A 26,108-nucleotide genomic window follows, 5' to 3' on the forward strand; every position below is an offset into this window, starting at 1 on the left:
GCGACCGCGTACGGCGGCAAATCAGCGCACCGCCTCAGACGAGACCGTGCCGCAACAGGATCCAGAGCGCGCGGGCGCGGGGCACCCTCACCCGTTCGCGCGGCGTGGTCCAGCCGCGGGCCAGCAAGCGCTGCAGCACCACGTGGTAGACCTCGCCCATGATGCGCGGCGAGCGCACCACGCGGCGCGGGCAGTTCGCCATGATCGCGAACGCCTTGTCATAGTGCGCCTGGGCCTGCCCCGCCACTTCCAGGCAGGCGCGGCCCACGGCCGGATGGCCGACGATGGCCTGCGGCGCGCCCAGCGGCACGCCAGCATTGGTGAGCGCTTCGGCCGGCAGGTACACGCGGCCCAGCCCGGCGTCCTCGTCGATGTCGCGCAGGATATTGGTCAGCTGCAGCGCACGGCCCAGGTGATAGGCCAGCGCCACGCCGGCATCGCGCTCCATGCCGAACACGCGCACCGCAAGCCGGCCAACCGCGCTCGCCACGCGATCGCAATACAGGTCCAGCGTGGCGGCGTCGGGCGCGCGCACATCGCCCACCACATCCATGGCCATGCCATCGATGACCGCCAGGAAATCCTCCTGCAGCAGCCCGAAGCGCTGGATCTGCGCATGCAAGCCGCGCAAGGCGGGCGGCGGCGAACCGGCATAGCAGGCGGCCAGGTCGGCGCGCCAGGCATCCAGCCCGGCCAGGCGCGCGGGACGCGGGTCATCGCCGTCGGCGATATCGTCCACCGCCCGGCAGAAGGCATAGATCTCGAACATCGCCTGCCGCTGCACGGCAGGCAGGATCTTCATGGCGGCATGGAACGAACTGCCGGACGAGACGGCATTGCCTGCGGGTGGGACGTTTTGCACTGCGATATCGGTTCCGGCCACGTAACTCCCCGTCACGCGTTGAGCCGCCTCCGCCGCACGCCCCGTTCCCGGAAAAGCACACGGGAAAAGGCACGCACAGCCAGGGCGGCATGATTTTGGGTAATTCGGGATTATAGCAAGGCGCGCCGTGGAGGGCCTGCTAGCGGGCAGCGGGGTGAACTTCGGACGCCAGGGCGCGGGAATGCAGGGGGCGGGCTGCGCAGAGCGGCGGCGAATGCGCCCGGGAAGTGCTCGACATGCACCGCTGGAAGCGTCTATCAAGCGCCCATCGAGCGCCCATCAATATCCCGATGAATCACAAAAGCAGGGATCAGACGAGCCGGCGCGCCCGCCTGCGAAAGACACGCAGGCGCGCGGTCGTGCGGGGCGCGGCTCAGGCGCCGCTTACCCGGCCTCGCAGCCGGAGCACGACAAACCCTCTCAGGCCGGGATCATAGCGGGCAAATTCGAACCCCTTGCCGGCCGGATCCACCGGCACCCGGTCGGCCGCGGCCTGTGCCAGGGCCCATTCGGTGGCCGCCTGCATCCTGCGAAGATCGGCCAGCACTGCCGGCGAAACACGGTCGAGCAAGCGACGCGAACGGAGCGCTTCCATGGCGGCCTCCCTTGGGCTGGCAATCAGGACGCCCTCAGTCTATGCCCCACCTGCGCCTGCCTGATGTGTTCCAGCCCACACATCGCGCCATGTTCCCCGCGCCGCGAGAACGGAAGCCCGGTGCTCAGAATCCCACCGGATAGCCGTCCTTGCGGTGATCCGAAGCGGCCGCGTAGCCGCTGTCGAGCCGCATCGCTATCTGGGCGCCGCCGAAGTCCAGGTTGCCCTGCGGCGCCACCTCGACCTTGTGCCCGCGCGCGCGCAGCCCTGCCACGGTGGCTTCCGGGCAGTTCCATTCCACCGAGATGGTGCTGTTGTCGTCCAGCACACGCCAGCGCGGGCCGTCGCACGCGGCTTGCGGGTTCTGGCCGAAGTCCGCCAGGCGGCTGGCCATCTGCACATGGCCCTGGGCCTGCATCGAGCCACCCATCACGCCGAAGCTGGCCAGCGGCTTGCCCTGGCGCATCAGGAAGCCGGGGATGATGGTGTGGAACGGCCGCTTGCCGGGACTGACCTGGTTGGGGTGGCCGGGCTTGAGGTTGAAGCCCCAGCCGCGGTTATGCAGCGCGATGCCGGTGCCGGGCACCACCACGCCGGAGCCGAAGCCCTTGAAATTGGACTGGATGTACGAAACCATCATGCCGTTGCGGTCCGCCGCGGTCAGGTAGACCGTGCCGCCGCTGTGCGGCTTGCCGGGGCCGGCCGCGCCGGCACGCTCGAGGTCGATGGTCCTGGCGCGGCTGGCCAGGTAGCGGCGATCCAGCAGATCGGCCGCCTGCACCTCGGTCATCGCCGTGTGGTCGCCTACGTAGGCATGCAGGTCGGCAAAGGCCAGCTTCATGGCTTCCACCTGCACGTGGATGGCCGCGGCGGAGTCCACGCCCATGCCGGCCACGTCGAACTGTTCCAGCATGCCCAGCGCCATCAGCGCGCCGATGCCCTGCCCGTTCGGGCCGATCTCGAACAGCTCCAGGTCGCGGTAGGCCGTGCTGATCGGCTGGACCCAGTCAGCGCGGTGCGCGGCCAGGTCCGCCTCGGTGATCAGCCCGCCGGTGGCGCGCGCGTGCGCGGCAATGCGGCCGGCCAGTTCGCCATGATAGAAATCGTCGCCCTTGGTCTCGGCGATGCGGGCCAGCGTCCGCGCCTGGCCCTCGCAGATAAAGCGCTCGCCCGGCAGCGGCGCGCGGCCGTTCGGCGCGAAGGCGTCGGCAAAGCCCGGCTTGTCGATCAGCACCGGCACCTGCGCCTGCCACTGGCGGTGCACGGTGTGCGAGACCAGGTAGCCATTGCGCGCATATTCCAGCGCGGGCTCGAACAGGTCAGCGAACGGCAGGCTGCCGAACTTTTCCCAGGTGGCACGCCAGCCGGACACCGCGCCTGGCACGGTCACGGTGTCCCAGCCGTTGGGGGGCATGCTGTCGTAGCGCGAGAAATACTCCGGCGTCCAGGCCGCGGGCGCGCGGCCGCTGGCGTTCAGGCCGTGCAGTTCCTTGCCGTCCCAGATCAGCGCGAAGGCATCGCCACCGATCCCGTTCATGCAGGGCTCGACCACGGTCAGGGCGATGGCGGTGGCCAGCGCCGCGTCCACGGCGTTGCCGCCGCGGGCCAGCATGCGCAGCCCGGCCGCGGCCGCCAGCGGCTGCGAGGTGGCCACCACGTTGTCGGCCAGGACCGGCACGCGCTGCGAGGGATAGGGGAAATTCCAGAAATTGGTCATGGGACTAAGCGCTTGCGCCCGGTGAGCGGCGATTGAAAGTTGAGGAATCAGGGGACTGCAACGCCCGGTAGCCACCGTCGCGGGACGGCTGCTGCCGGGCACTTCAAGAACAAGAAAACGACGGAAAGCGCGATGTCTTCACGGCTGCGTCTATTCGATCCGCACGTTGGCCGCGCGCGCCACCTTTTCCCACGTGCGCATCTCGTCGCCGATCATCTGGCCGAACTGCTCGGGCGGGGTGTACTTGATCTGCACGCCCTGCGCTTCCATCGACGCGCCAAGCTCGGGCGAGGCCAGCACCTCCTTCATGGCGGCGGCAAGCTGCCGGACCACCTGCGGCGGCGTGCCCTTCGGCGCGACCAGGCCAAACAGGTTGTCGGCACGGAAATCGCGGATGCCCGCCTCGGTCACGGTCTGCGCATCGGGCAGCGAACTCACGCGCTGCCCGGACGCCACCGCCAGCAGGCGCAGCTTGCCGGATTTCACATGCGGCAGCGCCGAGGGAATGCTGTCGAACATCAGGGTGGAGCGCCCGGCGATCAGGTCCGGCAGTGCGAACGAGCTGCCCTTGTATGGCACGTGCACCACGTCCACCCCGGTGCGCAGCTTGAACAGCTCCGATTCCAGGTGCGACAGCGTGCCGGCGCCCTGCGAGGCGAAGTTGTACTTGCCGGGCGAGGCCTTGAGYAGGCTCACCAGCTCGGGCACCGAATGCACCGGCAGCGAGGCCGGCACCACCAGGATATGCGGCACGGTGCCGATGCCCGCGATGGGCACGAAATCCCGGCTCAGGCTGGCAGGCTGGCTGTTGTACGTGGCTGCCGCGATGGCGGCATTGCTGACGGCAGCCAGGTACAGCGTGTAGCCGTCGGGCGCGGCCTTGGCCGCGTAGCCCATGCCGATGGCGCCGCCCGCGCCCGGGCGGTTGTCCACCACCACGGGCTGCCTGAGCACGGTGGACAAGCGCTGCCCCACCGCACGCGCCAGCACGTCGGTGGCGCCGGACGGCGGGAAGGACAACACCAGTTGCACCGGGTGGTCGGGATAGTCCGCGGCGGCGGCCGGCGCGGCGGCGCCGAGGGCCAGTGCCAGCAGCAGGCCGGCATGGCACGAACGTGTGCGGAAAAGCGACTGCGTGAACATGATCAGGGTAGCTCCGGAAAGCGTCGAGAGACGTTGACTGCCTAGGTAGGTTCGGATGCGTTCCAGGGCGCAGCCGCTTTGCCTGCCAGCTTGTTTGCGCGCCCCTGTCATGCTGGATCTGCTTCGCCTTCGGGCGATATGCCGGCTGATGGGAAGTGATGATTCTAGGGCGGGCTTCCGGACACCGGGATGCGGATCGGCCATAAGGCTATGCGAAAATGGAATACCCCTGTGGAAGATCCGTGCGAGAGGCCCGCGGCGATCCGTTCACGGGACCACCCGAAACAGTCCTAGGAACGCGCAAGCCATGCAACTGAAATGGATCGACGACCTGCTGGTCCTGGAAAAGACCCGCAGCTTCTCGCGTGCCGCCGAGTTGCGGCACATCACGCAATCGGCCCTGTCGCGGCGCATCCGCTCCCTGGAAGACTGGGCCGGCGCGGTGCTGGTCGACCGCAACACCTTCCCGCTCGATCTCACGCCCGCGGGCAAGACCTTCTGCGCCAGCGGCCGCGAAGCGCTGACCCTGCTGATGGACGCGCGCGCCACCCTGCGCCAGGAAAGCCGCATGCCGGGCAAGGCCATCCAGATCGCCGCCGGGCACACCTTGTCGCTGACCTTCCTGCCCACCTGGCTCAAAGCCTGCCAGGCCCGCTACGGCCAGTTCAATGCACGCGTGGTGGCCGCCAACGTGCTCGAAGCGGTGGTGGCCTTGTCGGAGGGCAACTGCGACCTGATGCTGGGCTACAACCATGCGCGCGTGCCGGTCTCGCTGGATACCGACAAGTTCCGCAGCCTGACCGTGGGCCATGACCTGCTGATGCCGCTGAGCGCGCCCAACTTGCGCGGCGGCCCGCTGTTCTCGCTGGGCGGCAGCGGCCACAAGCCGATTCCCTACCTGGCCTATACCGCCGGCACCACGCTCGGGCGCGTGGTGGAGGTCATCCTGGAAGGCACGCCGCCGCGCCGCCCCCTGGAGCGCTGCTACGAGGCGGATATGGCGATCCTGCTGATGAAGATGGCCATCGAAGGGCACGGCGTGGCCTGGCTGCCGCGCACCACCGCGGCCGACGCGCTGGCCGCGGGCACCCTGGTGCCGGCCGGCGATGCCACATGGCACTCCGGACTCGACATCTGCGCCTACCGCGCGGCCCACGCCGGCAACCCTACCCTGCTCGAACTCTGGGAGGTGCTGGAGCGGCAGGCGCAATAGCGTGGCGCCGCGTGCGCCACGCCGCATGCCGGCGTCACCTATGCTGTAGACGTTTGCGGATTGCCCCCGCGACTGGCCCGGGCCGGCGCCCGAACCGGGACGCGAGGCCGCCTCCGGCCTGCTGTCCCGGCACGTGGATGCGCTGTGCCGGCGCTCCTCCTGCGACCTCGACCAACTGCTACGGGAGAACTGCCCCATGGGTCTTGCTGGCATCCTGTTCGCCCTTGGCCTGCTGATCTGGCTGGCCTACCGGGGCTGGAGCATCCTGCTGCTGGCGCCGGCCGCCGCGCTGCTGGCCGCGGCCACGGCGGGCGAGCCGCTGCTGGCGCACTGGACCCAGACCTTCATGGCCAATGCGGCGGGCTTCTTCGCGCAGTTCTTCCCGCTGTTCCTGCTGGGCGCGCTGTTCGRCAAGCTGATGGACGACAGCGGCTCGGTCAACGCCATCGCCGCCTGGATGATCCTCAAGCTCGGCCCGCGGCGGGCCATCCTGGCGGTGGTGCTGGCCGGTGCGCTGGTCACCTATGGCGGGGTCAGCCTGTTCGTGGCCTTTTTCGTGCTGGCGCCGATGGCACAGGCGCTGTTTGCCGCCGCGCAGATCCCGCGCCGGCTGATGCCGGCTGCGATCGCGCTTGGGACCTCCACCTTCACCATGTCCGCGCTGCCGGGCACGCCGGCCATCCAGAACGCCATCCCCATGCCGTTCTTCGGCACCACGCCGTTCGCCGCGCCGGGCCTGGGCGTGATTGCCGCGGCCATCATGCTGGGCTTCGGGCTCTGGTGGCTGGGGCGGGTGGAGCGTGCCGCGCGCCGCGCGGGCGAGACCTTCGGCGACCATGCGCTGGCTTGCGCCGACCGCGCTGCCGACGATGCGCTGGTGCGCGAGCGCGCCACCGTGGCGCGCGAATTCGATCCCGCCGAGGCCCACCGCGGCGCGCGCAGCGAAGAACTGCCTGCCGTGTGGAGCGCCTTCGCGCCGCTGGTGGTGGTGGTCGCCGTCAACCTGGTCATGAGCCTGCTGGTACTGCCGCGCCAGGACGCCGGCTACCTGGCCGACGAGCGCTGGGGCGGCACCAGCCTGGCGGCGCTGGGCGGGGTGTGGTCGGTAATCGTGGCGCTGGCGGCCGCCACGCTCTGCCTGCTGATCCTGCACCGCAAGCGCCTGCGCAAGCTGCGCGAGAGCATGGACGCCGGCGCCAATGCGGCCGTRCTGCCGGCCGTGAGCGTGGCCAGCCTGGTGGGTTTCGGCGCGGTGGTGGCAGCCCTGCCCGGCTTCGACGTGGTGCGCGACTGGGTGCTGTCGATCGAGGGCGGTCCGCTGGTATCGCTCGCGGTGGCCACCAATGTGCTGGCCGCGCTGACCGGCTCGGCCTCGGGCGGCCTGACCATCGCGCTGCAGGCGCTCGGCGGCACCTATCTGCAACTGGCCGAAGTCACCGGCATCGACCCGGCCCTGATGCACCGTGTCGCCGTGATCGGCGCCGGCACGCTCGACAGCCTGCCGCACAACGGCGCGGTGGTAACCCTGCTGGCGGTGTGCGGCACCACCCACCGCGAGAGCTATCGTGACATCGTGGTGGTGGGCATCGCCGGCCCCATCGCCGCACTGGTCGCGGTGATCCTCATCGGCGGGACCTTCGGATCCTTCTAACGACGGCTGCGGCCGCCGCGATCCTGGCTCCCGGGCGAATGCACGTTGCACCGGCGCGGTAGCGGCAGGGCGCGCCACGTCTTTCGTCACCGAGGTACGGTCGTCCGGCAGCGGGTTGCCGGTGGGGCAGGATTCACGCCCGTGTTCCGCCCCTGCGCTCACTCGTGATATGGTCGCCGGACGCTGCATCTCCCCAATGCAGGATGCATCCGTTCAACGTCCTTATCGGAACCCCGGAGCCGTCGCATGCTCACCACCGGCAGCTGCCACTGCGGCAATATCTCGTTCACGCTCGACTGGAAGTCCGACGCGCCGGAGATCCCCGCGCGCCGCTGCACCTGCTCGTTCTGCACCAAGCATGGCGGGGTCTGGACCTCCTGCCCCGAGGGCTCGCTGAGGGTCATCGTCAAGGACCCCGCCGCCGTCTCCGGATACGCCTTCGGCACCGAGACTGCCCGCTTCCATGTCTGCACCCGCTGCGGTGTGGTCCCGCTGGTCAGCTGCCAGATCGGCGGGCGGCTCTATGCGGTGGTCAGCGTCAATGCGCTGGAAGGCGTGGATCCGGCGCTGGTGCGCCATCCCGCAAGCACCACCTTCGACGGCGAAAGCACGGAGGACCGGCTGGCGCGGCGGCAGCGCAACTGGATTGCGGATGTGGAGATCCTGCCGGCCGGCGCATAGCGCCCGGCACCTCCGGGCGGCCGGCCTGCCCCGGAGCGCCCGGCCCGCGGCCTAGCGCTCCCCGCGCAGCCGCCGCACCGTCGATCCGCGCGGTGTCAGCACGGCCAGCACCGCTGCTGCGATAAGCAAACCGGGCACGTCGCCAAGCAGGTGCCCGCGCTGGTGCACGCTCGCGAGCGCCTCGACAGCCATGATGCCGCCGTGCACCAGGCTCGACCACACCGTGAACCAGATCAGGCTCAGGTGGCGCAGCGGATCGCGCGCCGCGAGGATCAGGAACACACCCAGCGTCGCGTAGATGCCGACGATCATCAGCGGATAGTCCGAGTACCCGCTGTGCCATGCCCAGCCGGATGGCCACAGCACCATCAGCGGATAGAGCGCGAGCGCAACCGCGCCCACCACTACCAGCGCGATCCGGAGCAGCCGAAGGCGGGCGTTGTCTGTCATTTTCGCTCTCCCGTTTGCATAGCTAACACGCCAGGCCATTGTTTCACGCGCATCCGCGGGTCTCAACGCATGCCGGGCCCGGCATGCGGGGTGCCGAACAGACCGGCATGAAGCGGGCCCGGCCATCTCGTCCTGCTGTGCACTATTTGCCACAAAAAATCTGCTTGCGTTTTATATCGAGTGTTATAGTATCCGTTCTATATCGATCGCAACAAAACAAGGCAATCGCTTTCACGCTGACGCCGTTCCCACAATGGAAGGCCTGTCGCCAACGGCTTCGGGTCCATCGCAGGAGAAGTTCATGTCACAAGACACCCTTGCCATGCCAGGCCGCGCCAGCGCGCTGGATGCGCAAGCCATGTTCGCCATGCTGGCCGGCCTTTGCGGCAGCCTGGTCGCCATCGGGCTGGCCCGGTTCGCCTACACGCCCCTGATCCCTTCGCTGATCCAGGCGCACTGGTTCACCTCGTCACAAGCAGTGACGCTCGGCGCGGCCAATTTCGCCGGCTACCTGGCCGGCGCCTTGCTGGGCCGCCCGCTCGCCAGCGCGCTGTCCAACCGCAGCGCGCTGCGCTTGCTGATGCTGGTCGCCACGGTGGCCTTCTTTGCCTGCGGCTTTCCGCTTTCCGTGAGCTGGTTCTTCCTGTGGCGCTTTGCTTCGGGCTTGTCGGGCGGCGCCATCATGGTGCTGGTGGCGACCACGATCCTGCCGCACATCCCGCCGGCGCGCCGCGGCTTCGCGGGGGGCATGATCTTCCTCGGGCTGGGCCTTGGCATCGCCGCGTCCGGCACCATCGTTCCGCAACTGCTGCAGCTTGGCCTGCGGGACACGTGGCTCGGGCTCGGCGTGGTGGCCCTCGTGCTGACCGCGGTGAGCTGGTTCGGCTGGCCCGGCGATAACGCAGCGCAAGCCGCCGGCGCCGCTAGCGCGCCAGCGCAATCCGCTGCCGCCCCGGCCCGCGGCGCGAACACGGCCATGCGGGTGTTGTATGCCCAGTACGCAGCGAACGCGCTGGGCCTGGTGCCAGCCATGGTGCTGCTGGTCGATTATGTAGCGCGCGGGCTCGGCCGCGGTGCGGCCGTCGGTGCGAGCTATTGGGTCTTGTACGGCATTGCGGCCATCGCCGGCCCGGTCCTGTGCGGCAACGTCGCGGACCGCATCGGCTTCCGCTCCGCCTATCGCATCGCGCTGGCGCTGCAGGCGCTTGCAGCGGCCATGCTGGCGCTGTCGGGCAGCGCCGTGCTGATCGGCGTTGCCACGGTCATCCTCGGTATTTTCACGCCCGGCATCGTGCCGCTTACGCTGGGCCGCATCCATGAAATGGTGCCGCACGACCATGTCGAGCAGCGTGCCGCGTGGAGCCGCGCCACCACGGCGTTCGCGCTATTCCAGGCGCTCGGCGGCTACGGCTACTCCTATCTGTTCGGCGTTTCGCACAACAACTATGCGCTGATCTTCGCCTGCGGCGGCGTGGCGCTGGTCGTGGCGCTGCTCGCAGACTTCGCGGTGCGCCGCCAGGACGCAAGCCGCGCGCACTGAGAGCGAACCATCCATCCAGCCCGGCGAGGCGCTCCGCCGGGAATCTGCGCGCTAGAACGCGGCGCAGACCGCGCTTCTGGTCCGCAGCACCGCCTCCTGGCTGAAGCGCGCCTTGTACTCCGCGGCAATGGCGCGCACCGCAGCGTTGCTAGCGTCGTCATCTCCATGCACGATGCTCAGCACATAGGCTGCTTCGCGCCCGATCCCCTCCGGGCCCGGCGCGCGCCACTGTCCGGCCGCCCGCCATACTGTCAAACCCTGCGGAAAGCGCGGGGTGGCGGAATCGCGCAGGAAGGCGGCCCATGCGTCTTCCGACACCGTCCCGCCCGGCATGGCCGTGCCGAAATACATCAACTCGGCAACGGCGCGATGTTCGCCTGGCGCGCACGGCAGGCCCGGCACGCTGGCGCAGGCGGCAGCCGCAAGGACCGGCACCAGGGCCGCGGCAAGGCGAAGGCGAAGGCGAAGCAGCAAGGACAAGGCTCCGTGGGTACGCGCGGTGTGTCGGGACGGCGGGACCGCCGCGGTATTCGCGGCAAGCCGCGCCTGCGCAACCATGCTAGAAAATCACGGCGCCGGGGGCAAGCCATTGCAGCGCCGCCGGTCCGGCGAGCGGGCGTGTTTCGGTAAGGCTGCCACGGCCTGGCGCGTGCTGACGCCAGCGCGCCCTTGCGCCGGGGCGGGTGCTGCGCTATTCCGGTAGCATGGCTGGCGACAGCTGGCGGAAGTCCCCTTCACATGGCGCCGGCCACCTGCCGGCGCGTCCGCATCGATGGAGAATGGTCATGGCTCAGCATCACGCAGCAACCGGTGAGATCGTCAAACTCCGCCCGCTGGGCGCCGCGCTGCGGCAGGCCCAGAACCTGACGCTGGTGCGCGCAGCGGACCTGCAGGTCATGCGACTGGTGCTGCCGGCCGGCAAGTCGCTCCCGGAACACAGCGTGCCCGGCGCGATCACCGTGCTCTGCCTGGAGGGCGCGATCGAGATGGAGGCGCATGGCAGCAGCCAGCGCATGGACGCCGGCGACCTGATGTACCTGGCGCCCGGCGCACCGCACGCGCTGCGCGGCATCGAGGATGCTTCGGTGCTGATGACGTTGCTGCACCATCGGGACGAATAGCTTTTTCCCGGCCGCTCAGCGCTGTTCCGGCGCAATGCCGGCAATGGGCGCGGCAAAAAGCGCATGTGCCTGCGGATCGACCGGCTTGTGCTTCTTCTGCGTGCTGGCCGGGTCCTTGCCGAGGCAATTGTTGTTCTTCCAGTTGCGCGCGGGCCGCACCGGCCTGGGCGTGAAGCCGCCGCCGCAATTGGGACAGACGTTCTGCAGGATATCGTCCACGCACGCGGCGCAAAACGTGCATTCATAGCTGCAGATGCGCGCTTCGCCCGAAGCCGGCGGCAGCGCCTTGTCGCAGTGTTCGCAAGTCGGTCTGAGCTGTAGCATCATGTCTCCCGTGATGAGGTGGCCAGTATGGCCAGGTAAGTTATGTGCCATGGTAAAAACAAAGCAGCCTGGCGCAAAGCAGATACTCTGCCTCCCGGCGTAAAAAACATGCCATCCATTGAACGGCCCCGCCCCGCCATCGAATGAAACGGATCTACTTCGTCCTCCCGCCAAAAGTGCACGTGCTCGACCTGGCCGGGCCGCTGCAGTTGTTCGGCTCGCTGGGCGAGCTGGGGCTGGGCTCGGTCGAGTGCATCTGCGTGGGACCGGAACGCGAGCTGGAGAGCTTCCAGGGCCTGAGGCTGAGCGCGCTCAAGCCCCTGCCGGCCACGCTGGCGCACGGCGATGCCGTCATCGTGGCGGGATGCAAGCTCGCGCCAGACGCCCCGCTGTCACCGGGCAACAGGCAGATCGTGCAATGGCTGCAGCGCATTGCGCGCCCGCGCCTTGGCGACATCCTGCTGGCCAGCGTCTGCACCGGCGCCTGGCTGCTGGGCGCCGCGGGGCTGCTCGACGGGCGCGACTGCACCACCCACCACGACTACCTCCAGCGGCTGCAGCAACGCCATCCGCGCGCGCGCGTGCTGGCTAACCGGCTGCTGGTCGACGACGGCGGGCTGGTCACCTCGGCCGGCGTCACGGCCGGCATCGACCTGGCGTTGCACCTGATCGCGCGCGATTTCGGCGCGCCGGCGGCGATCCGCGTGGCGCGCGACAACGTGGTGCCGTTCCGCCGCCTGAGCCAGGATCCCGCGCTCGACGCGCAACTACGCTACCGCGACCACGATCACGCGGTCATCCACGCCGTGCAAGATTTCCTGACGGCCCGGCCGGACTACGCGCTGCCCTATGCGGCGCTGGCCGCCCGCTTCGCGCTGAGCTACCGGCAACTGGCCCGGCTGTTCCACCAGCAATGCGGCGTGACGCTAAAGCAGTACCAGCAGCAATTGCGCGTTGCGCTGGCGCGGCGGCTGCTGCGCGAAAGCGACTGGCCCATGGAACAGGTGGCCGCGCACTGCGGCTTTGCCAGCCCGCACGCATTGCGGGCTGCATGGCGCCAGGAGGAGGCCGTGACGCCGTCTGCCTGGCGCATGGCATCCGCTTGATGCGCGACCCGGCCCGTGGCGTCTTGCGCCGCTGTCGCGCGGGCGACCGTGCCGCCTCCGGCGCAGTGGAGCGGGGCCGAGGTCTCCACGCCATTGGCCGACGCCCCCAGGAAGAACGGGCTGGAGATGAGCGGGGCGAGCGCGCGCACCGCGACCCAGCAATCGCGGCCCCGCAGTTCCCGCCCGGCAGCCACGTATACCGCCGCGCCGCCATTGCCGATCCGCCGATCCAGGGGAAATGCGGGGCCGGCTTCCGCGCCGGCATGGGCCGCGCCGCACCCGCGAGTGATGCATTGTCCCTGCGGTGGGTCGCAAGGGGCATCCGGCTACCGGGCGCGCCAGCGCCGGAGCGCCGCGGGCTGGGTCGCGCCCGTGCACCCGTGGCGATGGCCTGCCCGCCACGCACTATATTGGAAGCTGCCATGATCCCACCCCGGAGGAAGACCGCATGAAATCCAGCATCTACCGCATCACTGCCGTGTCGATCCTGCTCGCCGGCCTGCTGCCGGCGGCCGCGATCCACGCGCAGATCGGCGACATGCTCAAGGGAGCCACGCAGGGCGGAGGAAGCAGCACCGGCGGCCTGGGCGGCCTCGCCGGCAGCCTGGGCGGCGGCATGCCTTCGCTGCAATCGCTGAGTTCCGGCAGCATCGGCAATGTGGCCGGTGTGCTGGAGTATTGCGTCAAGAACAACTACCTCGGCGGCGGCGGCGCTTCGTCCGTCAAGGACCAGCTGATGGGCAAGCTCGGCGGCTCGGCGACATCGGACCCCGGCTACACGGACGGCGCCAAGGGAATACTCAGCAGCAGCGACGGCAACAAGTTCGACCTCAGCGGCGGCGGCCTCAAGGATCAGGTCACCAAGCAGGTCTGCGACAAGATCCTGGCGCAGGGCAAGTCGCTGCTATAGGGATAGGGCCGGGCGCGCAAACGGCGCGCGCCCGGCCCGCGCACTCATGCCGGCACGAGGCGGAAGGCGGACACCGCATGGTGCAGCGCGCCGGCCTGGTCTTCGAGCGAGGCCGCGGCCGCGCTGGCCTGCTCCACCAGCGCTGCGTTCTGCTGCGTCATCTGGTCCATCTGCGAGACCGCGCGGTTGACCTCCTCGATGCCGGTGCGCTGTTCGGCCGTGGCCGAGGCGATGCCGTCCATGATGGCGGTCACGCGGCCCACCGCGTTGACGATCTCGGCCATGGTCTGGCCGGCCTGCTCGACCAGGGCGGAGCCGCTGTCGACCTGCCCCACCGATTCCACGATCAAGGTCTTGATTTCCTTGGCGGCACCCGCGCTGCGCTGCGCGAGGTTGCGCACCTCGCCGGCCACCACGGCGAAGCCGCGGCCCTGCTCGCCGGCACGCGCGGCTTCCACCGCTGCATTGAGCGCGAGGATATTGGTCTGGAAGGCGATGCCGTCGATCACGCCGATGATGTCGTTGATCTTGCGCGAGCTGGCAGTGATGCCGCGCATCTTGGCCACGACCTCGCTCACCACGCTGCCGCCCTGCTGCGCGATCTGCGCGGCATCGGCCACGTACTGGCTGGCCTCGGCGGCGTTGTCGGCGTTCTGGCGCACGGTGGCGGTGATCTGCTCCATGCTGGCGGCGGTCTGCTCCAGCGAGGCCGCCTGCTGCTCGGTGCGGCTCGACAGGTCGGTGTTGCCGGCGGCGATCTGCTGCGCGGCGGCGCTGATGGAATCGGCCGACTGCTGGATGCCCGCCACCGTGCCGGCAAGCTGGTCGCGCATATGGCCGATGGCGTACATCAGGCTGGCATTGTCATCCGGGGCGGTGTCGGCACGCACCGTGAGGTCGCCGCCGGCCATGCGCAGCGCCAGCGCCGCCGCCGCAGCGGGCTCGCCACCGACCGAGCGCTGGATGCTGCGGATCAGCAGCGTGGCCACCACCGAGATCACGATGCCGAGCAGCACCAGCAGGCCAAGCGACTGATACAGGGAAGCGCGGAACTGTGCCTGCACATCATCCATATAGGTGCCGGCGACGAGATCCCAGCCCCACGGCTTGTAGCGGGCCACGTAGCCGATCTTGGGGCTGGCCTGGTCGCTGCCGGGCTTGGGCCACCAGTAGTCCAGGTGTCCCGCGCCCTCGGGCGACGCGCCACGCGCGGCAATCTCGACGTACAAGGCATTGCCCTTGGCATCCTTGAAGTCGATCATGTTCTTGCCGTTGAGCTTGGCGTTGATCGGATGCATCACCAGCACCGAATCCGCGCCGACGATGGTGATATAGCCATCCTTGCCGTAGCGCTGCGCGGCGATGCGGGCGATGGCCTGCGCACGGGCTTCGTCTTCGGTCATCTTGCCCAGGCGCGCCTGCTCGGCGTAGTCACGCACCAGCGACAGCGACATGTCGACCACGTTGGCCAGTTCGCCGCGACGGTCCGCCATCTGCAGTTGCCGGGTCTGGAAGGCGTGCGTCACGGTCAGCAGCAGCAGGCCGAGCCAGGCCAGCACGAGGGGGATCCACAGCTTTTTTCGCAGGGTCAGGTGATTCATGGAAGGGTTCGCTTTATATCCAGGCATGCGCCGGCGATGCAAAAGGCACGCGGCATGCACGGATATCGGAGCGCACCTTGTCTTCTTTAGCGCTGCGTGCGGCATCTCCGCAAGAAGCCACCAGGATGCGGACGGAATGGCGCATAAAGCACCAAAATCGCGCCGCAGATCGCCATCCCGGTGCACCACCGCCCCGGTGTGCGTGATCACAACGAAGGGCCAGGCCACCAGGCAAGCACAGTAGAAATCCCGTTACAATCGCGGTCGCTTTCCACATTGCTCCTGCAATTGGATTGCAACAGGTTCGAAGGTGCCCCCGCCGCGCGACACGCGGCGAGGGTTAAACGGGAAACAGGTGCGCCGCCATGTGCGCGGCAAATCCTGTGCTGCCCCCGCAACGGTCAGCAGGTAGAAAGGTGTCACGCCGGGCCCACAGGCCGCGGCAGCCACTGCGCGTCGGAACGCGTGGGAAGGCGGCACCCTGGACGCGCCCAAGCGGCAGTGCGTCCCCCTGCGAGCCCGGATACCGGCCTTGCGAACGATCACCGAGGCTGCGGACGGGCGGCAAGGCGTGAGGCTGCCGGGCATGCGTCCCGGCGCCATTGCGCGCGCGTCCGTGGCTTGTTCGTTCATTGCCGCGGGCGGGGTCGCCTGCGGCTCACGATGGAAAGTCCATGCCCGCGCGCTCCCGTTTCACCCGCACCGCCCCGCCCGGCCCTGTCCGGCCCCGGTTTTCCCCCACCCGCCGCAAGCTGGCCCGCGGTTGTGCGCTGGCACTGTCGCTGGGGGCCTTTGCCGGCGCCGGCGCGGAGGCCGCCCGGGCCGCCGAAGACACCGAAGCACCCGGCCGCGCGCATGCGCAGCCGGCACCGAAAGACGCCGCCGTGCTGCCGCCGGTGGTGATCAGCAGCGCGGCGGCGCTGCCCGGCCTGTCGCTGTCGGAACCTGCCAGTACCGCCAGCCGGCTGGGACTGACGCCGCTCGAGACCCCGGCCAGCGTGGAGGTGCTGCCCGGCGAGGTGATCCGCGAGCGCGGCGACCTGACCGTGAGCGACGCCGTGTCCCGCGCCACCGGCATCATCGCCAACGGCGCCCCCGGCAACGGCGGCACCGCGCTGACCGCGCGCGGCTTCTCGGGCCAGGGCTCGGTGATGCAACTCTACGACGGCACGCGCCTCTACGTGGCGGCCGGCACGGTGACCTTCCCCTTCGATACCTGGTCGGTTGACCGCATCGAGGTGCTGCGCGGCGCGGCGTCGGTCATGTATGGCGAGGGCGCCATCGGCGGCGTGGTCAACGTGATTCCCAAGAAGCCGATGCGCGCGCCGATCACCAACGAGCTGCAGCTCACCGGCGGCACCCAGCGGACGGCGCGCGCGGCCTTCGACACCGGCGGCGCGGTCAACGACAACCTCTCCTACCGCTTCAATGTCAACTACGGACGCTCCGCCGGCTGGGTGGAACGCGGCGAATCGCGCAACGTGGCCGTATCCGCCGCGGTGCGGCTCGACGTCTCGCCGGAGTTCAATGTCACGCTGTCCTATGACGACGGCGACCAGCACCCGATGCGCTATTTCGGTACGCCGCTGGTCAACGGCAGCCTGGATACGTCGCTGCGCACGAAGAACTACAACGTGGGCGACAGCGAGATCACCTACCGCGACCGCTGGACGCGCCTGGCCGCGCAATGGCARCCGAACGAACGCGTGACCGTGCGCAACCAGTTCTACTACCTCACCAGCCAGCGCCACTGGCGCGATGCCGAGTCCTACACCTTCCTCCCCGCCTCCGGCCAGGTGCGCCGCACCGACTACCTGGAAATCCTGCACGACCAGGAACAGGTAGGCGACCGCGCCGACCTGAAGATCGACGGGCAGCTGTTCGGCATGGCCAACACCGCCACGGTGGGCTTCGACGTCAACCGCATCAACTTCACCCACAGCAACAACTCGCCCTACGGCGGCACGTCCACCGTCAACGCCTATCAGTTCGATCCGGGCCAGTTCTTCAGCCCGCCGGGGGTGGTCACTTCGCCGCGCTACCGCACCCACACCACGCAAGCCGCCCTGTTCGGCGAGGACCGCCTCAAGCTCACGCAGCAGTGGTCGGTGATAGGCGGCGTGCGCTTCGACCATGCCCAGCTCGAGCGCGGCAACCTGCTCACTGGCGACGACTGGACCCGCAACTTCAACAACGTGACGTGGCGCGCCGGCACGGTCTACGAGCTCACGCCGAAGCTGTCGGTCTACGCGCAGTACGCCACCGCCACCGATCCGCTCGGCGCGCTGATCACCACCTCGGACGCGCAGAAGGACTTCAAGCTCGCCACCGGCCGGCAGATCGAGGCCGGCATCAAGCAATCGTTCTGGGACCAGCGCGGCGAATGGACCTTCGCCGCGTACCAGATCGTGAAGAAGAACCTGCTCACGCGCGACGCCAGCAACCCGGCGCTGACGGTGCAGGTAGGCGAGCAGTCCTCGCGCGGGCTGGAAGCCTCCCTCAGCATCGAACTCATGCGCGGCCTGCGCGTGGACGCCAACGGCACCGTGCTGCGCGCGCGCTATGACGATTTCGCCGAAAGCGTGAACGGCGCGCTGGTCTCGCGCAACGGCAATGTGCCGACTGGCGTGCCGCAGCAGGCGGCCAACCTGTGGCTGACCTGGGCCTTCGCGCCGCAGTGGCAGGTGGGCAGCGGCCTGCGCTATGTGGGCCGGCGCTATACCAACAACGCCAACACCACGGCCATGCCCTCGTACACCGTGGTGGACGCCTCGCTGCAGTGGCGCGTGTCGCGCAAGACGGCGCTGGCGCTGCGCGTGTACAACCTGTTCAACCGCAACTACGCCGAGACCTCCGGCAACAGCGGCGGGCAGTGGCTGCTGGGGCGGCCGCGCGCGGCAGAGTTGTCGGCCAACTTCTACTTCTAGGCATGGCCACGATGCGCCGCCCGGGGTCCTGGCGGGAGCGCGGCTGGCGCTTCACGCGACGCTGGCTCTACCTGATCCACCGCTGGGCCGGCATCGCCGGCTGCCTGCTGATCGCGATGTGGTTTCTCTCGGGCCTGGTCATGATGTACGTGGCCTTTCCCGCGCTGACCGATGCAGAACGCCTCGCCGGCCTGCCGCCGCTGGACCTGCCCGCGGTGCGGGTCACGCCGGCCGCCGCCATGGCCAGCGCCGGCCTGGAGCGCTTCCCGCGCAGCCTGCGCCTGGAGATGATGGGCACCCAGCCGGTCTACCGCATGGTCGACTGGCGCGGCACGCCGCACACGGTCTCCGCGCGCGACGGCGCGCCCATCGGGCAGGTGGATGCCGCCACCGCGCAGGACATCGCCGCGCGCTTCGCCCGTGTGGGCAAGGCACGCTGGGTCGAGACCGCCGAGCGCGACCAGTGGACCGTGCCCAACGGCCTGAACGCCTGGCGCCCGCTGCACCGCATCGCGCTGGACGACGATGCCGGCACCGAACTGTACGTGTCCGCGCGCACCGGCGAAGTCATGCGCGACACCAGGCGCGCCGAGCGCTTCTGGAACTGGCTGGGCGCGGTGCCGCACTGGCTGTACTTCACGCCGGTGCGCGCCGATCCCCCGCTGTGGCGGCAGGTGGTGCTGTGGACCTCCGGCGTGTGCATGGCCGTGGCGGTGAGCGGCATCTGGATCGGCTGGCTGCGGCTGCGCGTGCAGCGCCGCTTTGCGCATGGCAGCGCGGGCGGCACCTCGCCCTACCACGGCTGGATGGCCTGGCACCATGTCGCCGGGCTGGGCGGCGCGCTGTTCCTGCTGGCATGGCTGGCCAGCGGCTGGCTCTCGGTCAACCCCAACCAGTGGTTCCCGGGGCGGAATTTCGACCAGGCCGCGCTCGAGCGCTATGCGGGACAGACCTTGCCGCGCTTTGCCGATCTGGACGGCAGCGCGCTGGCCAGCCAGTTGCGCGCCGCCGGGCGACCGCGCGAAATCCGCATGACGTGGCAGGCAGGCCAGCCGGTGCTGCTGGTGGCGACCGCGGCGCAGGACGGCCTCGCCTATCGCGCCGATACCGGCGCCGCGCTCGCGCCAACCGGCGAGCGGCTCACCGCAGCTGCCGCCAGCCTGGTGCCCGGGGCCGGCATCGCCGGGAGCGAACTGCTGACGCAGCCGGACGACTACTGGTACAGCCATCACCAGCCGCGCAAGCTGCCCGTGCTGCGGGTACGCTTCGACGACGCCGCCGCCACCTGGGCCTATCTCGACGCCACCAACGGCAGCCTGCTCGGCCGCAGCGACGGCAGCCGGCGCGCCTACCGCTGGCTGTTCAACGCGGCGCACAGCTGGGACCTGGGCTGGCTGCTGCGGCACCGGCCCGCGTGGGACATTGCCGTGTGGGCGCTGTCCGCCGCCGGGCTCCTCATCTCCGTCAGCGGCGTGGTGATAGGCTGGCGGCGCCTGTTCCGCCCCCGTCGCCGCGCCGGGACACAACGCTGACCGATTCGCACTAGATCACAGAACCGACCATGCTCCGCTTCCTCGCCAGCATCTTCAACGACCAGCACGCCGACGTACGGCGCAAGGTCATCGCCTTGTACGCCTTCCTGATCGCCGCCAATGTCGGCGCCTGGATCTGGGCGCTGGCCGCCTTCCGCGACCACCCCATGCTGCTGGCCTCGGCCGTGCTCGCCTACTCGCTGGGACTGCGCCACGCCGTGGACGCCGACCATATCGCCGCCATCGACAACGTCACGCGCAAGCTGATGCAGGAAGGCAAGCGTCCGGTCGCGGTCGGCTTCTTCTTTTCGCTCGGGCACTCCACCGTGGTCACGCTGATGTCGATCGGCATCGCCGTGGCCGCCGCCGCGCTGCAGACCCGCTTCGCCGACATGAAGGCCGTGGGCGGCATGATCGGCACCAGCGTGTCGGCACTGTTCCTGTTCCTGCTGGCCTTCTTCAACCTGCTGATCCTGATCTCGGTGTGGCGCGCCTTCCGCGCCGTCAGGCGCGGCGAAGCGCTCAAGGAGCAAGACCTGGACCTGCTGCTCAACAACCGCGGCTTCCTTGCGCGGCTGTTCCGCCCGCTGTTCCGCCTTGCCAGCCGCAGCTGGCACCTGTTTCCCATGGGCCTGCTGTTCGGCCTCGGCTTCGACACCGCGACCGAAGTGGCCCTGTTCGGCCTGTCCGCCGCGGAGGCCGCCAAGGGCGTGCCGTTCTGGACCATCATGGTGTTCCCCGCGCTGTTTACGGCGGGCATGTCGCTGGTGGACACCACCGACGGCATCCTGATGCTCGGCGCCTACGGCTGGGCCTTCACCAAGCCGATCCGCAAGCTCTACTACAACATGACCATCACGCTGGTGTCGGTGGTGGTGGCGGTGGTGATCGGCGGCATCGAGGCGCTCGGCCTGATCGCCGACAAGCTTGGCCTGGAAGGCGGCCTGTGGGACGTGGTTGGCGAGCTGAACGCGCACTTCGGCATGCTCGGCTACGTGATCATCGGCGTGTTCGTGCTGAGCTGGCTGGTGTCGATGGTGGTGTACCGGGTACGCCGGTACGACGAGATCGAGGTGCGGATGGGGTGAGACCGGCCAGGCGCGATCCCGCCCCGAAGTCCGCCCCGACGTCGGCACCGAAGTCGGCGCCGAAGCCGGGGCGGAAGTTGGGGCCGAAGTCCGCCCTATTCCGCGCGAATCTTCGCCTCCGCCACGATCTTGGCGGAGCGGGCCATGTCTTCCTTCTCGAAGCGCGCGAAATCCTCGGGCGTCCCGGGCGACAGCAGGTAGCCCTGCTCTGCCAGTCTGGCGCGCAGGTCGGAAGACAGCGCCTTGTTGACCTCGGCATTGAGCCGCCTGGTCACCTCCGCCGGCAGCTTGGCCGGCCCCCACAGACCGTACCACGAGTAAAACTCGTAGCCAGGCACGGTCTCGCCGACGGTAGGCACGTCGGGCATGGATGGCAGGCGGTCCTTCGAGGTCACCGCGACCACGCGCACCATGCCGCTCTTATGGTATGTCAGGGCGCCGAGCACGGGATCGATGAAGCCGTCGATGGCACCGCCGATCAGGTCCTGGTAGGCCGGCGCAGAGCCCTTGTACGGCACCACCAGGTAGTCGATCTTGCCCGCGCGCTTGAGCATCTCCGTCGACAGGTGGCCGGCGGAGGCCTGCGAGCCGATGGCAAACGACATCTTGCCCGGATGCGCCTGGGCATAGGCAATCAGCTCCTTGATGTTGTTGATGGGCAGCTTGCGATTGACGGACACCGCCAGCGGGCCTTTGCCCACCAGCGCAACGGGCGTGAAGTCGCGCGTTACGTCGTAGGGCGACGACTTCAGCGTCATCGGCGTGGTGGTGAAGGTGGAGGCGCTGAACAGCAGCGTATAGCCGTCGGCTGCCCCCTTGGCAACCGCATCGGCGCCGATGATCCCCTGGCCGCCGGGGCGGTTGTCGACGATGAAGCTCTGCCCGGTCTGCTCGGCCAGCTTCTGCGCCAGCATGCGGCCGACCGTGTCGGTCGGGCCACCGGGCGGAAACGGAATGATGACGCGCACGGCCTTGGAGGGATAGGTCTGCGCAACGGCGGTGGCCATGGCGGCGGCGCACAGCAGCAGCGCCTGGGCGGCGCGACGGGCAAGCCGGCGGGACAGCGTGTTCAATTGCATCTTTGTCTCCTGTATCTCGACTGAAAGCGCATGCCGCCGGGTGGCCGGGCCATGGCCCGGCGCGCCCGCGGCGCGTGGTATCGATCGACAAGGCCAGCGCGGTGCGCTTGCCGTTGGTCCCGGTGCCGCCATCAATGGCGGTTCTCGGTCCCGGGTCAGCGGCGCCTTGTCCCCGACGCGCGGCGATTCATGGCTGCGCCAGCGCCACCATTTCGGCGTAGAGGTCGGCCTTGCCTTCGAAGCCGATGCCGGGCAGCTCTGGCATGGTGATATGCCCTTCGATCACCTTCACGCCATCGGGGAAGCCGCCATACGGCTGGAACAGGTCGGGATAGCTTTCGTTGCCGCCCAGGCCCAGGCCGGCGGCGATATTGAGCGACATCTGATGGCCGCCGTGCGGGATGCAGCGGCGCGGCGACCAGCCGAACGTATTCAGCACTTCCAGCGTGCGTTCGTACTCGACCAGGCCATAGGACAGCGCGCAATCGAACTGCAGGTAGTCGCGGTCGGGGCGCATGGCGCCATACCGGATCAGGTTGCGGGCGTCCTGGTGGCTGAACAGGTTTTCGCCGGTGGCCATGGCGCCCGGGTAGTACTCGGCCAGCGTGGCCTGCAGGTGATAGTCCAGCGGATCGCCGGCCTCTTCGTACCAGAACAGCGGATAGTCGCGCAGCATCTTGGCGTAGGCGATGGCGGTATCGAGATCGAAGCGTCCGTTGGCATCCACGGCAAGCTGTGCGTCGGCGCCGATCTCCTGCAGCACGGCTTCGATGCGCGCGCTGTCTTCCTCGATGCTGGCGCCGCCGATCTTCATCTTGACCACGTTGTAGCCGCGCTTGAGGTAGGAGCGCATCTCGGAGCGCAAGGCGCCCAGGTCCTTGCCCGGGTAGTAGTAGCCGCCGGCGGCGTAGACGAACACGCGCGGGTTGGCCTTGACGCCGTGCCGCTCGGCCAGCAGCCCGAACAGCGGCTTGCCGGCGATCTTGGCCACGGCATCCCAGACCGCCATGTCGATGGTGCCGACCGCGACCGAGCGTTCGCCGTGGCCGCCGGGCTTCTCGTTGGACATGGTTGCGGCCCACACGCGGCCGGGATCGAGATTGGTGCCGGTGTCGTCCAGCAGCGAGCCCGGATCGGCCGCCAGGATGCGCGGCGCGAAGCGCTCGCGGATCAGGCCGCCCTGGCCATAGCGGCCATTGGAGTTGAAGCCGTAGCCGATCACGCGCTTGCCGTCGCGGAAGGCGTCGGTCACCACGGCGACGAGGCTGGTCGTCATCTTCGAGAAATCGATATAGGCATTGCGGATGGGCGACGAAATCGGCTTCGTCACCTCGCGGACGTCAATGATGCGCACAGACATGGCTATCTCCAGTGTTCGGTGTATGCGGTGTATGTTCGGTGTTCGGTGTATCCGGTGTTCGGTGTATCCGGTATCTCGTTGTCTTCGGTGCGGCCTGGCCGCGCTACAGCGACCCGCCGCCGCAGATCACGATCTGCTGGCCGGTGATGGCCCCTGCGTCCGGGCCGAGCAGGAAACTCACCACGCCGGCCACTTCGCCGGGGCGGATAAAGCGCCCGATGGGCGGCGTGCGCGGCGGCGTGCCCTTGCGTCCGGGGTCGTTCAGCATCGGCGTTTCGGTAGCGCCGGGCGCCACCACGTTGACCGTGATGCCGCGCGGCGCCAGCTCCGCCGCCCATGAACGCGCCATGCCCAGCAGCGCGGCCTTGGTTGCCGCGTACTGGCTGCGCGCGGGTGCGCCACCAGCGGTGCGGCTGCCGATCAGCACGATGCGCGCGCCGTCGGGCAGCACCGGCAGCAGCGCATTGGCCAGCACCGAGGCGGCCTGCACATGGATACGCCACATGCCCTCGCCGTCTTCCGGCTTGAGTTCGCCCAGCGCGGCCGTGCGCATGAAGCCGGCGGCATGGACGATGGCATCGACCCGCGGCAGCGCACCGACAGCGGCCGCCAGCCGCGGTGCGTCGGTCAGGTCGACTTCGATCGCGCTGAAACCTTCGCTGCTGGCCACCGGCGTACGGTCCAGGCCGGTCACGTGCCAGCCTGCGTCCAGCAAGCGCCGGGCAATGGCGGCGCCGATGCCGGAGCTGGCGCCGGTGACAATGGCGTGCCTTGCCGGTTGCGCGGGCGTGTCCTGGTTCTGCGTCGATTGGCTCATCTGGTCCCTCCCGAAAACACATCGCTGGCGACCATGCCGCCGCGGCGCCGCCGCGCATGGCTGCGGGCCGCTCACAGGCCGGGCATCGGCGCGGCAGTATCAGGCCGCGGCCTTCTGGGTAATGCCGGCCTGCGCAAGCGCGGCCTGGATGGCAGCCAGTTCGGCAGCCGACGGCGCGTGGGTTGGCGGGCGCACCGTGCCGTCGCTGATGATGCCGGCCAGCGCCATGGCGGCCTTCATGCGGCCGTGCGCTTCGCCGGTCGGCTCGCCGGCGCCGTACACCGCGTCCTTGAGGGGATTGATCAGGGCTTGCACGCGCATCGCTTCGTGCAGGTCGCCGGCCTGGACCGCCTTGAGCAGGTCGTTGATCAGGCCGGGGATCAGCGAGGCGAAGCCGACCAGCGCGCCGTCGATGCCCTGCACCATCGACGACAGCAGATATTCGTCATGGCAGGTCATCAGCACCTTGGTGGGGTCGGCGGCGCGGATCTCCTTGATGTCCCGCGCATATTTGTTCATCTCGCGCTCGCCCATCTTGAACGCCTTCACATAAGGCAGCCTTGCCAGTTCGGCGAGCAACTCGGACGAATAGGAGCCGCGCGTCCAGGCCGGGTAGATATGCACCACGAGCGGCAGGCCGCTGGCCTTGCCGATGGCGTTGAAATAGTCGAGGCAGTGCTCGGGCTTGAAGCCAAAGCGCAGCCAGTGGTGCGGCGGCATGATATCGAGTCCCGCGGCGCCAGCTTCCCTGGCCCAGCCGGCCTGCTCCACGGCATCGTTGATGCCTTCGCAGACGATCGACGAGATCACCGGGCAGATGCCCTTGGTGGCGTCCGCGGTGATACGCGTCACCTCGGCGCGTTCGCGCGGGGTCAGCGAGAAGACTTCGCCCGTGTGGCCGTTGGTCATCAGCGCCGTGACACCCTCCTGGCCGCCGAGCCACCGGGAAAAGCGGCGCAGTTCCGGCTCATTGATGCTGTAGTCCGCGTTGAACGGGACCGCGATGGCGGGGATGATGCCGCGGAAATTGATATCAGACACGTTTGTCTCCTGGTGAAGCAGGCGCTAGCGGCGCAAGGTTGGCGATAAGGAAGGCGGAATGAAGCCTCCGGAGGGTTGCAACGCACGGGCCAGTTCGGTAGCGGCATGCACTACCGCCGGCGCCGTGGTCGATTCGAAATCGTCGAGCGAGGTATTCATCGCCGGTGCGGCCACGCTCAGGCCCGCAAGCGGCACGCCGTCCACGTCCAGCACCGGTGCGGCGACCACGTACAGGCCGGACACGGTTTCCTGGTCGGACAATGCGTAACCCTTGGCGCGCACTGTCTCGAGCCGCTCGAGAATGATGTCGAGCTCGGTGAGGGTGTGGTCGGTCAGCTTCTGGCGCGGCTGCGCGTCCAGCACGCGGGTCTGCGTGTCCCGTGGCAGCGATGCCAGGATGGCGTAGCCGACCGCCGTGGAATACGCCGGCACCCGGCTGCCGATACGGATATCGACCCCGAGCCGCGTCAGCCCGGCCTGCACACGTTCTGCGTAGAGCACGTCCGCGCCATCCAGCACGCCAATCGAGGCGGCTTCATTGATCTCCCCCACCAGCGCGCGCAGGATCGGCCTTGCACGCGTGCGCAGGTCGGCATGGGCAATGGCGTCGAAACCAAGGTCCAGCACTTTGAGCGACAGCCGGAACAGGCGCGTGTCCGGCACGCGCTGCACATAGCCGATGTCCACCAGCGTATTGAGGAAGCGGAAGGCGGTGGCATTGTCCAGCCCTGCGCGGCGCGCCACCTCGGCCATGGTCAGCTCGGGTTCCTGTGCCGAGAACGCTTCGAGAATGCGGAAGCCCTTCGCCAGCGACTGCACCGTGTTCTTCGATGCGTCGCCCGCGCTGCTCGCCTTCGATGCGGAACGGACTGTGTTCTCGGGTGCCATGTCAATCTCCACTGTTAGTTCGGAATGCGAATTTTAATTCGTCGAACTGACGGAGGAAAGCCCTCGCTGATAAACCGCGCATGCCTATCGCCTCAGTGCCATCTCAGTGCCACCTCAGTGCCGATACGCCATCGCGGCTGGTTAATTCGGATTGCGAATTTTTATTCGCAAATTAAACACGAAAAAAAATTCTGGAAACGCATGTGGTACCTCGCCCCGCCGGTCATCTTGCCGGCTTGTGCCGCATGTACGAGTTACCTGCGCTTCATCTGTGCTTCACCCGTGCATCACCCGTGCATCACCTAAATATTCGGATTGCGAATTCTTATTCGCGATGTAGGATATTCTAGTACCTGGATTCAGGCAGGAGCAAGGACGAACCGCTAATGGTTTCCACTTAGCCATGCCGTCGCGGCCGTGGCTCGAAACAAGCCCGGGACG

The 26,108-nt window shown here is 68.6% G+C and carries 23 protein-coding genes and 1 riboswitch; of the genes, 10 read left to right on the forward strand and 13 right to left on the reverse strand.

What is annotated here, in order from left to right; genetic code table 11:
- Positions 1-34: 34 nt before the first annotated feature.
- From hpnD to AB4Z48_RS14500, 4 genes are all read right to left on the reverse strand, one after another.
- Complete coding sequence (gene hpnD / locus AB4Z48_RS14485) at positions 35-883, reverse strand: presqualene diphosphate synthase HpnD (protein ID WP_441615018.1); 849 nt, start codon at positions 881-883, stop codon at positions 35-37.
- 373 nt (positions 884-1,256) lie between these two features.
- Positions 1,257-1,478 carry a hypothetical protein gene (locus AB4Z48_RS14490; protein WP_441615020.1) on the reverse strand — a complete coding sequence of 74 codons (222 nt, stop codon included), beginning with the start codon at positions 1,476-1,478 and terminating at the stop codon, positions 1,257-1,259.
- Between the two features lie 124 nt (positions 1,479-1,602).
- On the reverse strand, positions 1,603-3,195 hold the full coding sequence (locus tag AB4Z48_RS14495; RefSeq protein WP_441615021.1) for a gamma-glutamyltransferase family protein: 1,593 nt from the start codon (positions 3,193-3,195) through the stop codon (positions 1,603-1,605).
- 150 nt (positions 3,196-3,345) lie between these two features.
- Positions 3,346-4,338: a Bug family tripartite tricarboxylate transporter substrate binding protein gene (locus AB4Z48_RS14500; RefSeq protein WP_441615023.1), complete on the reverse strand. Its 993-nt coding sequence runs from the start codon at positions 4,336-4,338 to the stop codon at positions 3,346-3,348.
- 307 nt (positions 4,339-4,645) lie between these two features.
- Here AB4Z48_RS14500 and AB4Z48_RS14505 point away from each other — a divergent pair, with 307 nt between their 5' ends.
- The 3 genes from AB4Z48_RS14505 to AB4Z48_RS14515 all read left to right on the forward strand — a co-directional run bounded on the left by AB4Z48_RS14505 (position 4,646) and on the right by AB4Z48_RS14515 (position 7,883).
- Positions 4,646-5,551 (forward strand): LysR substrate-binding domain-containing protein, encoded by a 906-nt coding sequence (locus AB4Z48_RS14505; protein ID WP_441615025.1) that lies wholly within the window; start codon positions 4,646-4,648, stop codon positions 5,549-5,551.
- A 196-nt stretch (positions 5,552-5,747) separates the two neighbouring features.
- Positions 5,748-7,202, forward strand: a complete 1,455-nt coding sequence (locus AB4Z48_RS14510; protein WP_441615027.1) for a GntP family permease — start codon at positions 5,748-5,750, stop codon at positions 7,200-7,202.
- A 246-nt stretch (positions 7,203-7,448) separates the two neighbouring features.
- Positions 7,449-7,883, forward strand: coding sequence for a GFA family protein (locus AB4Z48_RS14515; RefSeq protein WP_441615029.1), 435 nt, complete (start codon positions 7,449-7,451; stop codon positions 7,881-7,883).
- Positions 7,884-7,934: 51 nt separating this feature from the next.
- Here the strand turns inward: AB4Z48_RS14515 and AB4Z48_RS14520 are convergent, their stop codons facing one another.
- A complete protein-coding gene (locus AB4Z48_RS14520; protein WP_441615031.1) occupies positions 7,935-8,333 on the reverse strand; it encodes a DUF6632 domain-containing protein in 399 nt (132 codons plus the stop codon).
- A gap of 301 nt (positions 8,334-8,634) precedes the next feature.
- Here AB4Z48_RS14520 and AB4Z48_RS14525 point away from each other — a divergent pair, with 301 nt between their 5' ends.
- Positions 8,635-9,873, forward strand: a complete 1,239-nt coding sequence (locus AB4Z48_RS14525) for a YbfB/YjiJ family MFS transporter (protein WP_441615033.1) — start codon at positions 8,635-8,637, stop codon at positions 9,871-9,873.
- Between the two features lie 51 nt (positions 9,874-9,924).
- Here the strand turns inward: AB4Z48_RS14525 and AB4Z48_RS14530 are convergent, their stop codons facing one another.
- Positions 9,925-10,347: a DUF3574 domain-containing protein gene (locus tag AB4Z48_RS14530; RefSeq protein ID WP_441615035.1), complete on the reverse strand. Its 423-nt coding sequence runs from the start codon at positions 10,345-10,347 to the stop codon at positions 9,925-9,927.
- 311 nt (positions 10,348-10,658) lie between these two features.
- On the opposite strand from AB4Z48_RS14530, the gene AB4Z48_RS14535 reads away from it, so the two are divergent.
- Positions 10,659-10,994, forward strand: a complete 336-nt coding sequence (locus AB4Z48_RS14535) for a cupin domain-containing protein (protein ID WP_441615036.1) — start codon at positions 10,659-10,661, stop codon at positions 10,992-10,994.
- A 15-nt stretch (positions 10,995-11,009) separates the two neighbouring features.
- On the opposite strand, the gene AB4Z48_RS14540 is transcribed toward AB4Z48_RS14535, so the two are convergent.
- Positions 11,010-11,318: a DUF1272 domain-containing protein gene (locus AB4Z48_RS14540; RefSeq protein WP_441615113.1), complete on the reverse strand. Its 309-nt coding sequence runs from the start codon at positions 11,316-11,318 to the stop codon at positions 11,010-11,012.
- Positions 11,319-11,461: 143 nt separating this feature from the next.
- Between AB4Z48_RS14540 and AB4Z48_RS14545 the strand changes: the two genes are divergently transcribed.
- Together AB4Z48_RS14545 and AB4Z48_RS14550 are read left to right on the forward strand one after the other, a co-directional pair.
- On the forward strand, positions 11,462-12,424 hold the full coding sequence (locus AB4Z48_RS14545; RefSeq protein WP_441615038.1) for a GlxA family transcriptional regulator: 963 nt from the start codon (positions 11,462-11,464) through the stop codon (positions 12,422-12,424).
- Between the two features lie 448 nt (positions 12,425-12,872).
- Positions 12,873-13,334 (forward strand): DUF2501 domain-containing protein, encoded by a 462-nt coding sequence (locus tag AB4Z48_RS14550; protein ID WP_441615040.1) that lies wholly within the window; start codon positions 12,873-12,875, stop codon positions 13,332-13,334.
- 44 nt (positions 13,335-13,378) lie between these two features.
- Here the strand turns inward: AB4Z48_RS14550 and AB4Z48_RS14555 are convergent, their stop codons facing one another.
- Positions 13,379-14,935 carry a methyl-accepting chemotaxis protein gene (locus tag AB4Z48_RS14555; protein ID WP_441615042.1) on the reverse strand — a complete coding sequence of 519 codons (1,557 nt, stop codon included), beginning with the start codon at positions 14,933-14,935 and terminating at the stop codon, positions 13,379-13,381.
- A gap of 291 nt (positions 14,936-15,226) precedes the next feature.
- Positions 15,227-15,484, forward strand: a riboswitch (cobalamin riboswitch).
- Positions 15,485-15,609: 125 nt separating this feature from the next.
- On the opposite strand from AB4Z48_RS14555, the gene AB4Z48_RS14560 reads away from it, so the two are divergent.
- The 3 genes from AB4Z48_RS14560 to AB4Z48_RS14570 are packed head-to-tail and all read left to right on the forward strand — an operon-like array spanning position 15,610 to position 20,482.
- On the forward strand, positions 15,610-17,862 hold the full coding sequence (locus tag AB4Z48_RS14560) for a TonB-dependent receptor (RefSeq protein ID WP_441615044.1): 2,253 nt from the start codon (positions 15,610-15,612) through the stop codon (positions 17,860-17,862).
- Between the two features lie 11 nt (positions 17,863-17,873).
- Positions 17,874-19,394 (forward strand): PepSY domain-containing protein, encoded by a 1,521-nt coding sequence (locus AB4Z48_RS14565; protein ID WP_441615046.1) that lies wholly within the window; start codon positions 17,874-17,876, stop codon positions 19,392-19,394.
- Between the two features lie 29 nt (positions 19,395-19,423).
- Positions 19,424-20,482, forward strand: a complete 1,059-nt coding sequence (locus tag AB4Z48_RS14570; protein ID WP_441615048.1) for a HoxN/HupN/NixA family nickel/cobalt transporter — start codon at positions 19,424-19,426, stop codon at positions 20,480-20,482.
- A gap of 95 nt (positions 20,483-20,577) precedes the next feature.
- On the opposite strand, the gene AB4Z48_RS14575 is transcribed toward AB4Z48_RS14570, so the two are convergent.
- The 5 genes from AB4Z48_RS14575 to AB4Z48_RS14595 form a co-directional block, all read right to left on the reverse strand.
- Positions 20,578-21,561, reverse strand: a complete 984-nt coding sequence (locus AB4Z48_RS14575; protein ID WP_441615050.1) for a Bug family tripartite tricarboxylate transporter substrate binding protein — start codon at positions 21,559-21,561, stop codon at positions 20,578-20,580.
- Between the two features lie 187 nt (positions 21,562-21,748).
- Positions 21,749-22,921 (reverse strand): mandelate racemase/muconate lactonizing enzyme family protein, encoded by a 1,173-nt coding sequence (locus AB4Z48_RS14580; protein WP_441615052.1) that lies wholly within the window; start codon positions 22,919-22,921, stop codon positions 21,749-21,751.
- Between the two features lie 103 nt (positions 22,922-23,024).
- A complete protein-coding gene (locus AB4Z48_RS14585) occupies positions 23,025-23,738 on the reverse strand; it encodes an SDR family NAD(P)-dependent oxidoreductase (protein ID WP_441615054.1) in 714 nt (237 codons plus the stop codon).
- Positions 23,739-23,837: 99 nt separating this feature from the next.
- On the reverse strand, positions 23,838-24,779 hold the full coding sequence (locus AB4Z48_RS14590; RefSeq protein WP_441615056.1) for a dihydrodipicolinate synthase family protein: 942 nt from the start codon (positions 24,777-24,779) through the stop codon (positions 23,838-23,840).
- 24 nt (positions 24,780-24,803) lie between these two features.
- On the reverse strand, positions 24,804-25,667 hold the full coding sequence (locus tag AB4Z48_RS14595; protein ID WP_441615058.1) for an IclR family transcriptional regulator: 864 nt from the start codon (positions 25,665-25,667) through the stop codon (positions 24,804-24,806).
- Between the last annotated feature and the right edge of the window lie 441 nt (positions 25,668-26,108).

Origin of the sequence: Cupriavidus sp. 2TAF22 (assembly GCF_052115045.1) — a bacterium.
Classification (GTDB): domain Bacteria; phylum Pseudomonadota; class Gammaproteobacteria; order Burkholderiales; family Burkholderiaceae; genus Cupriavidus.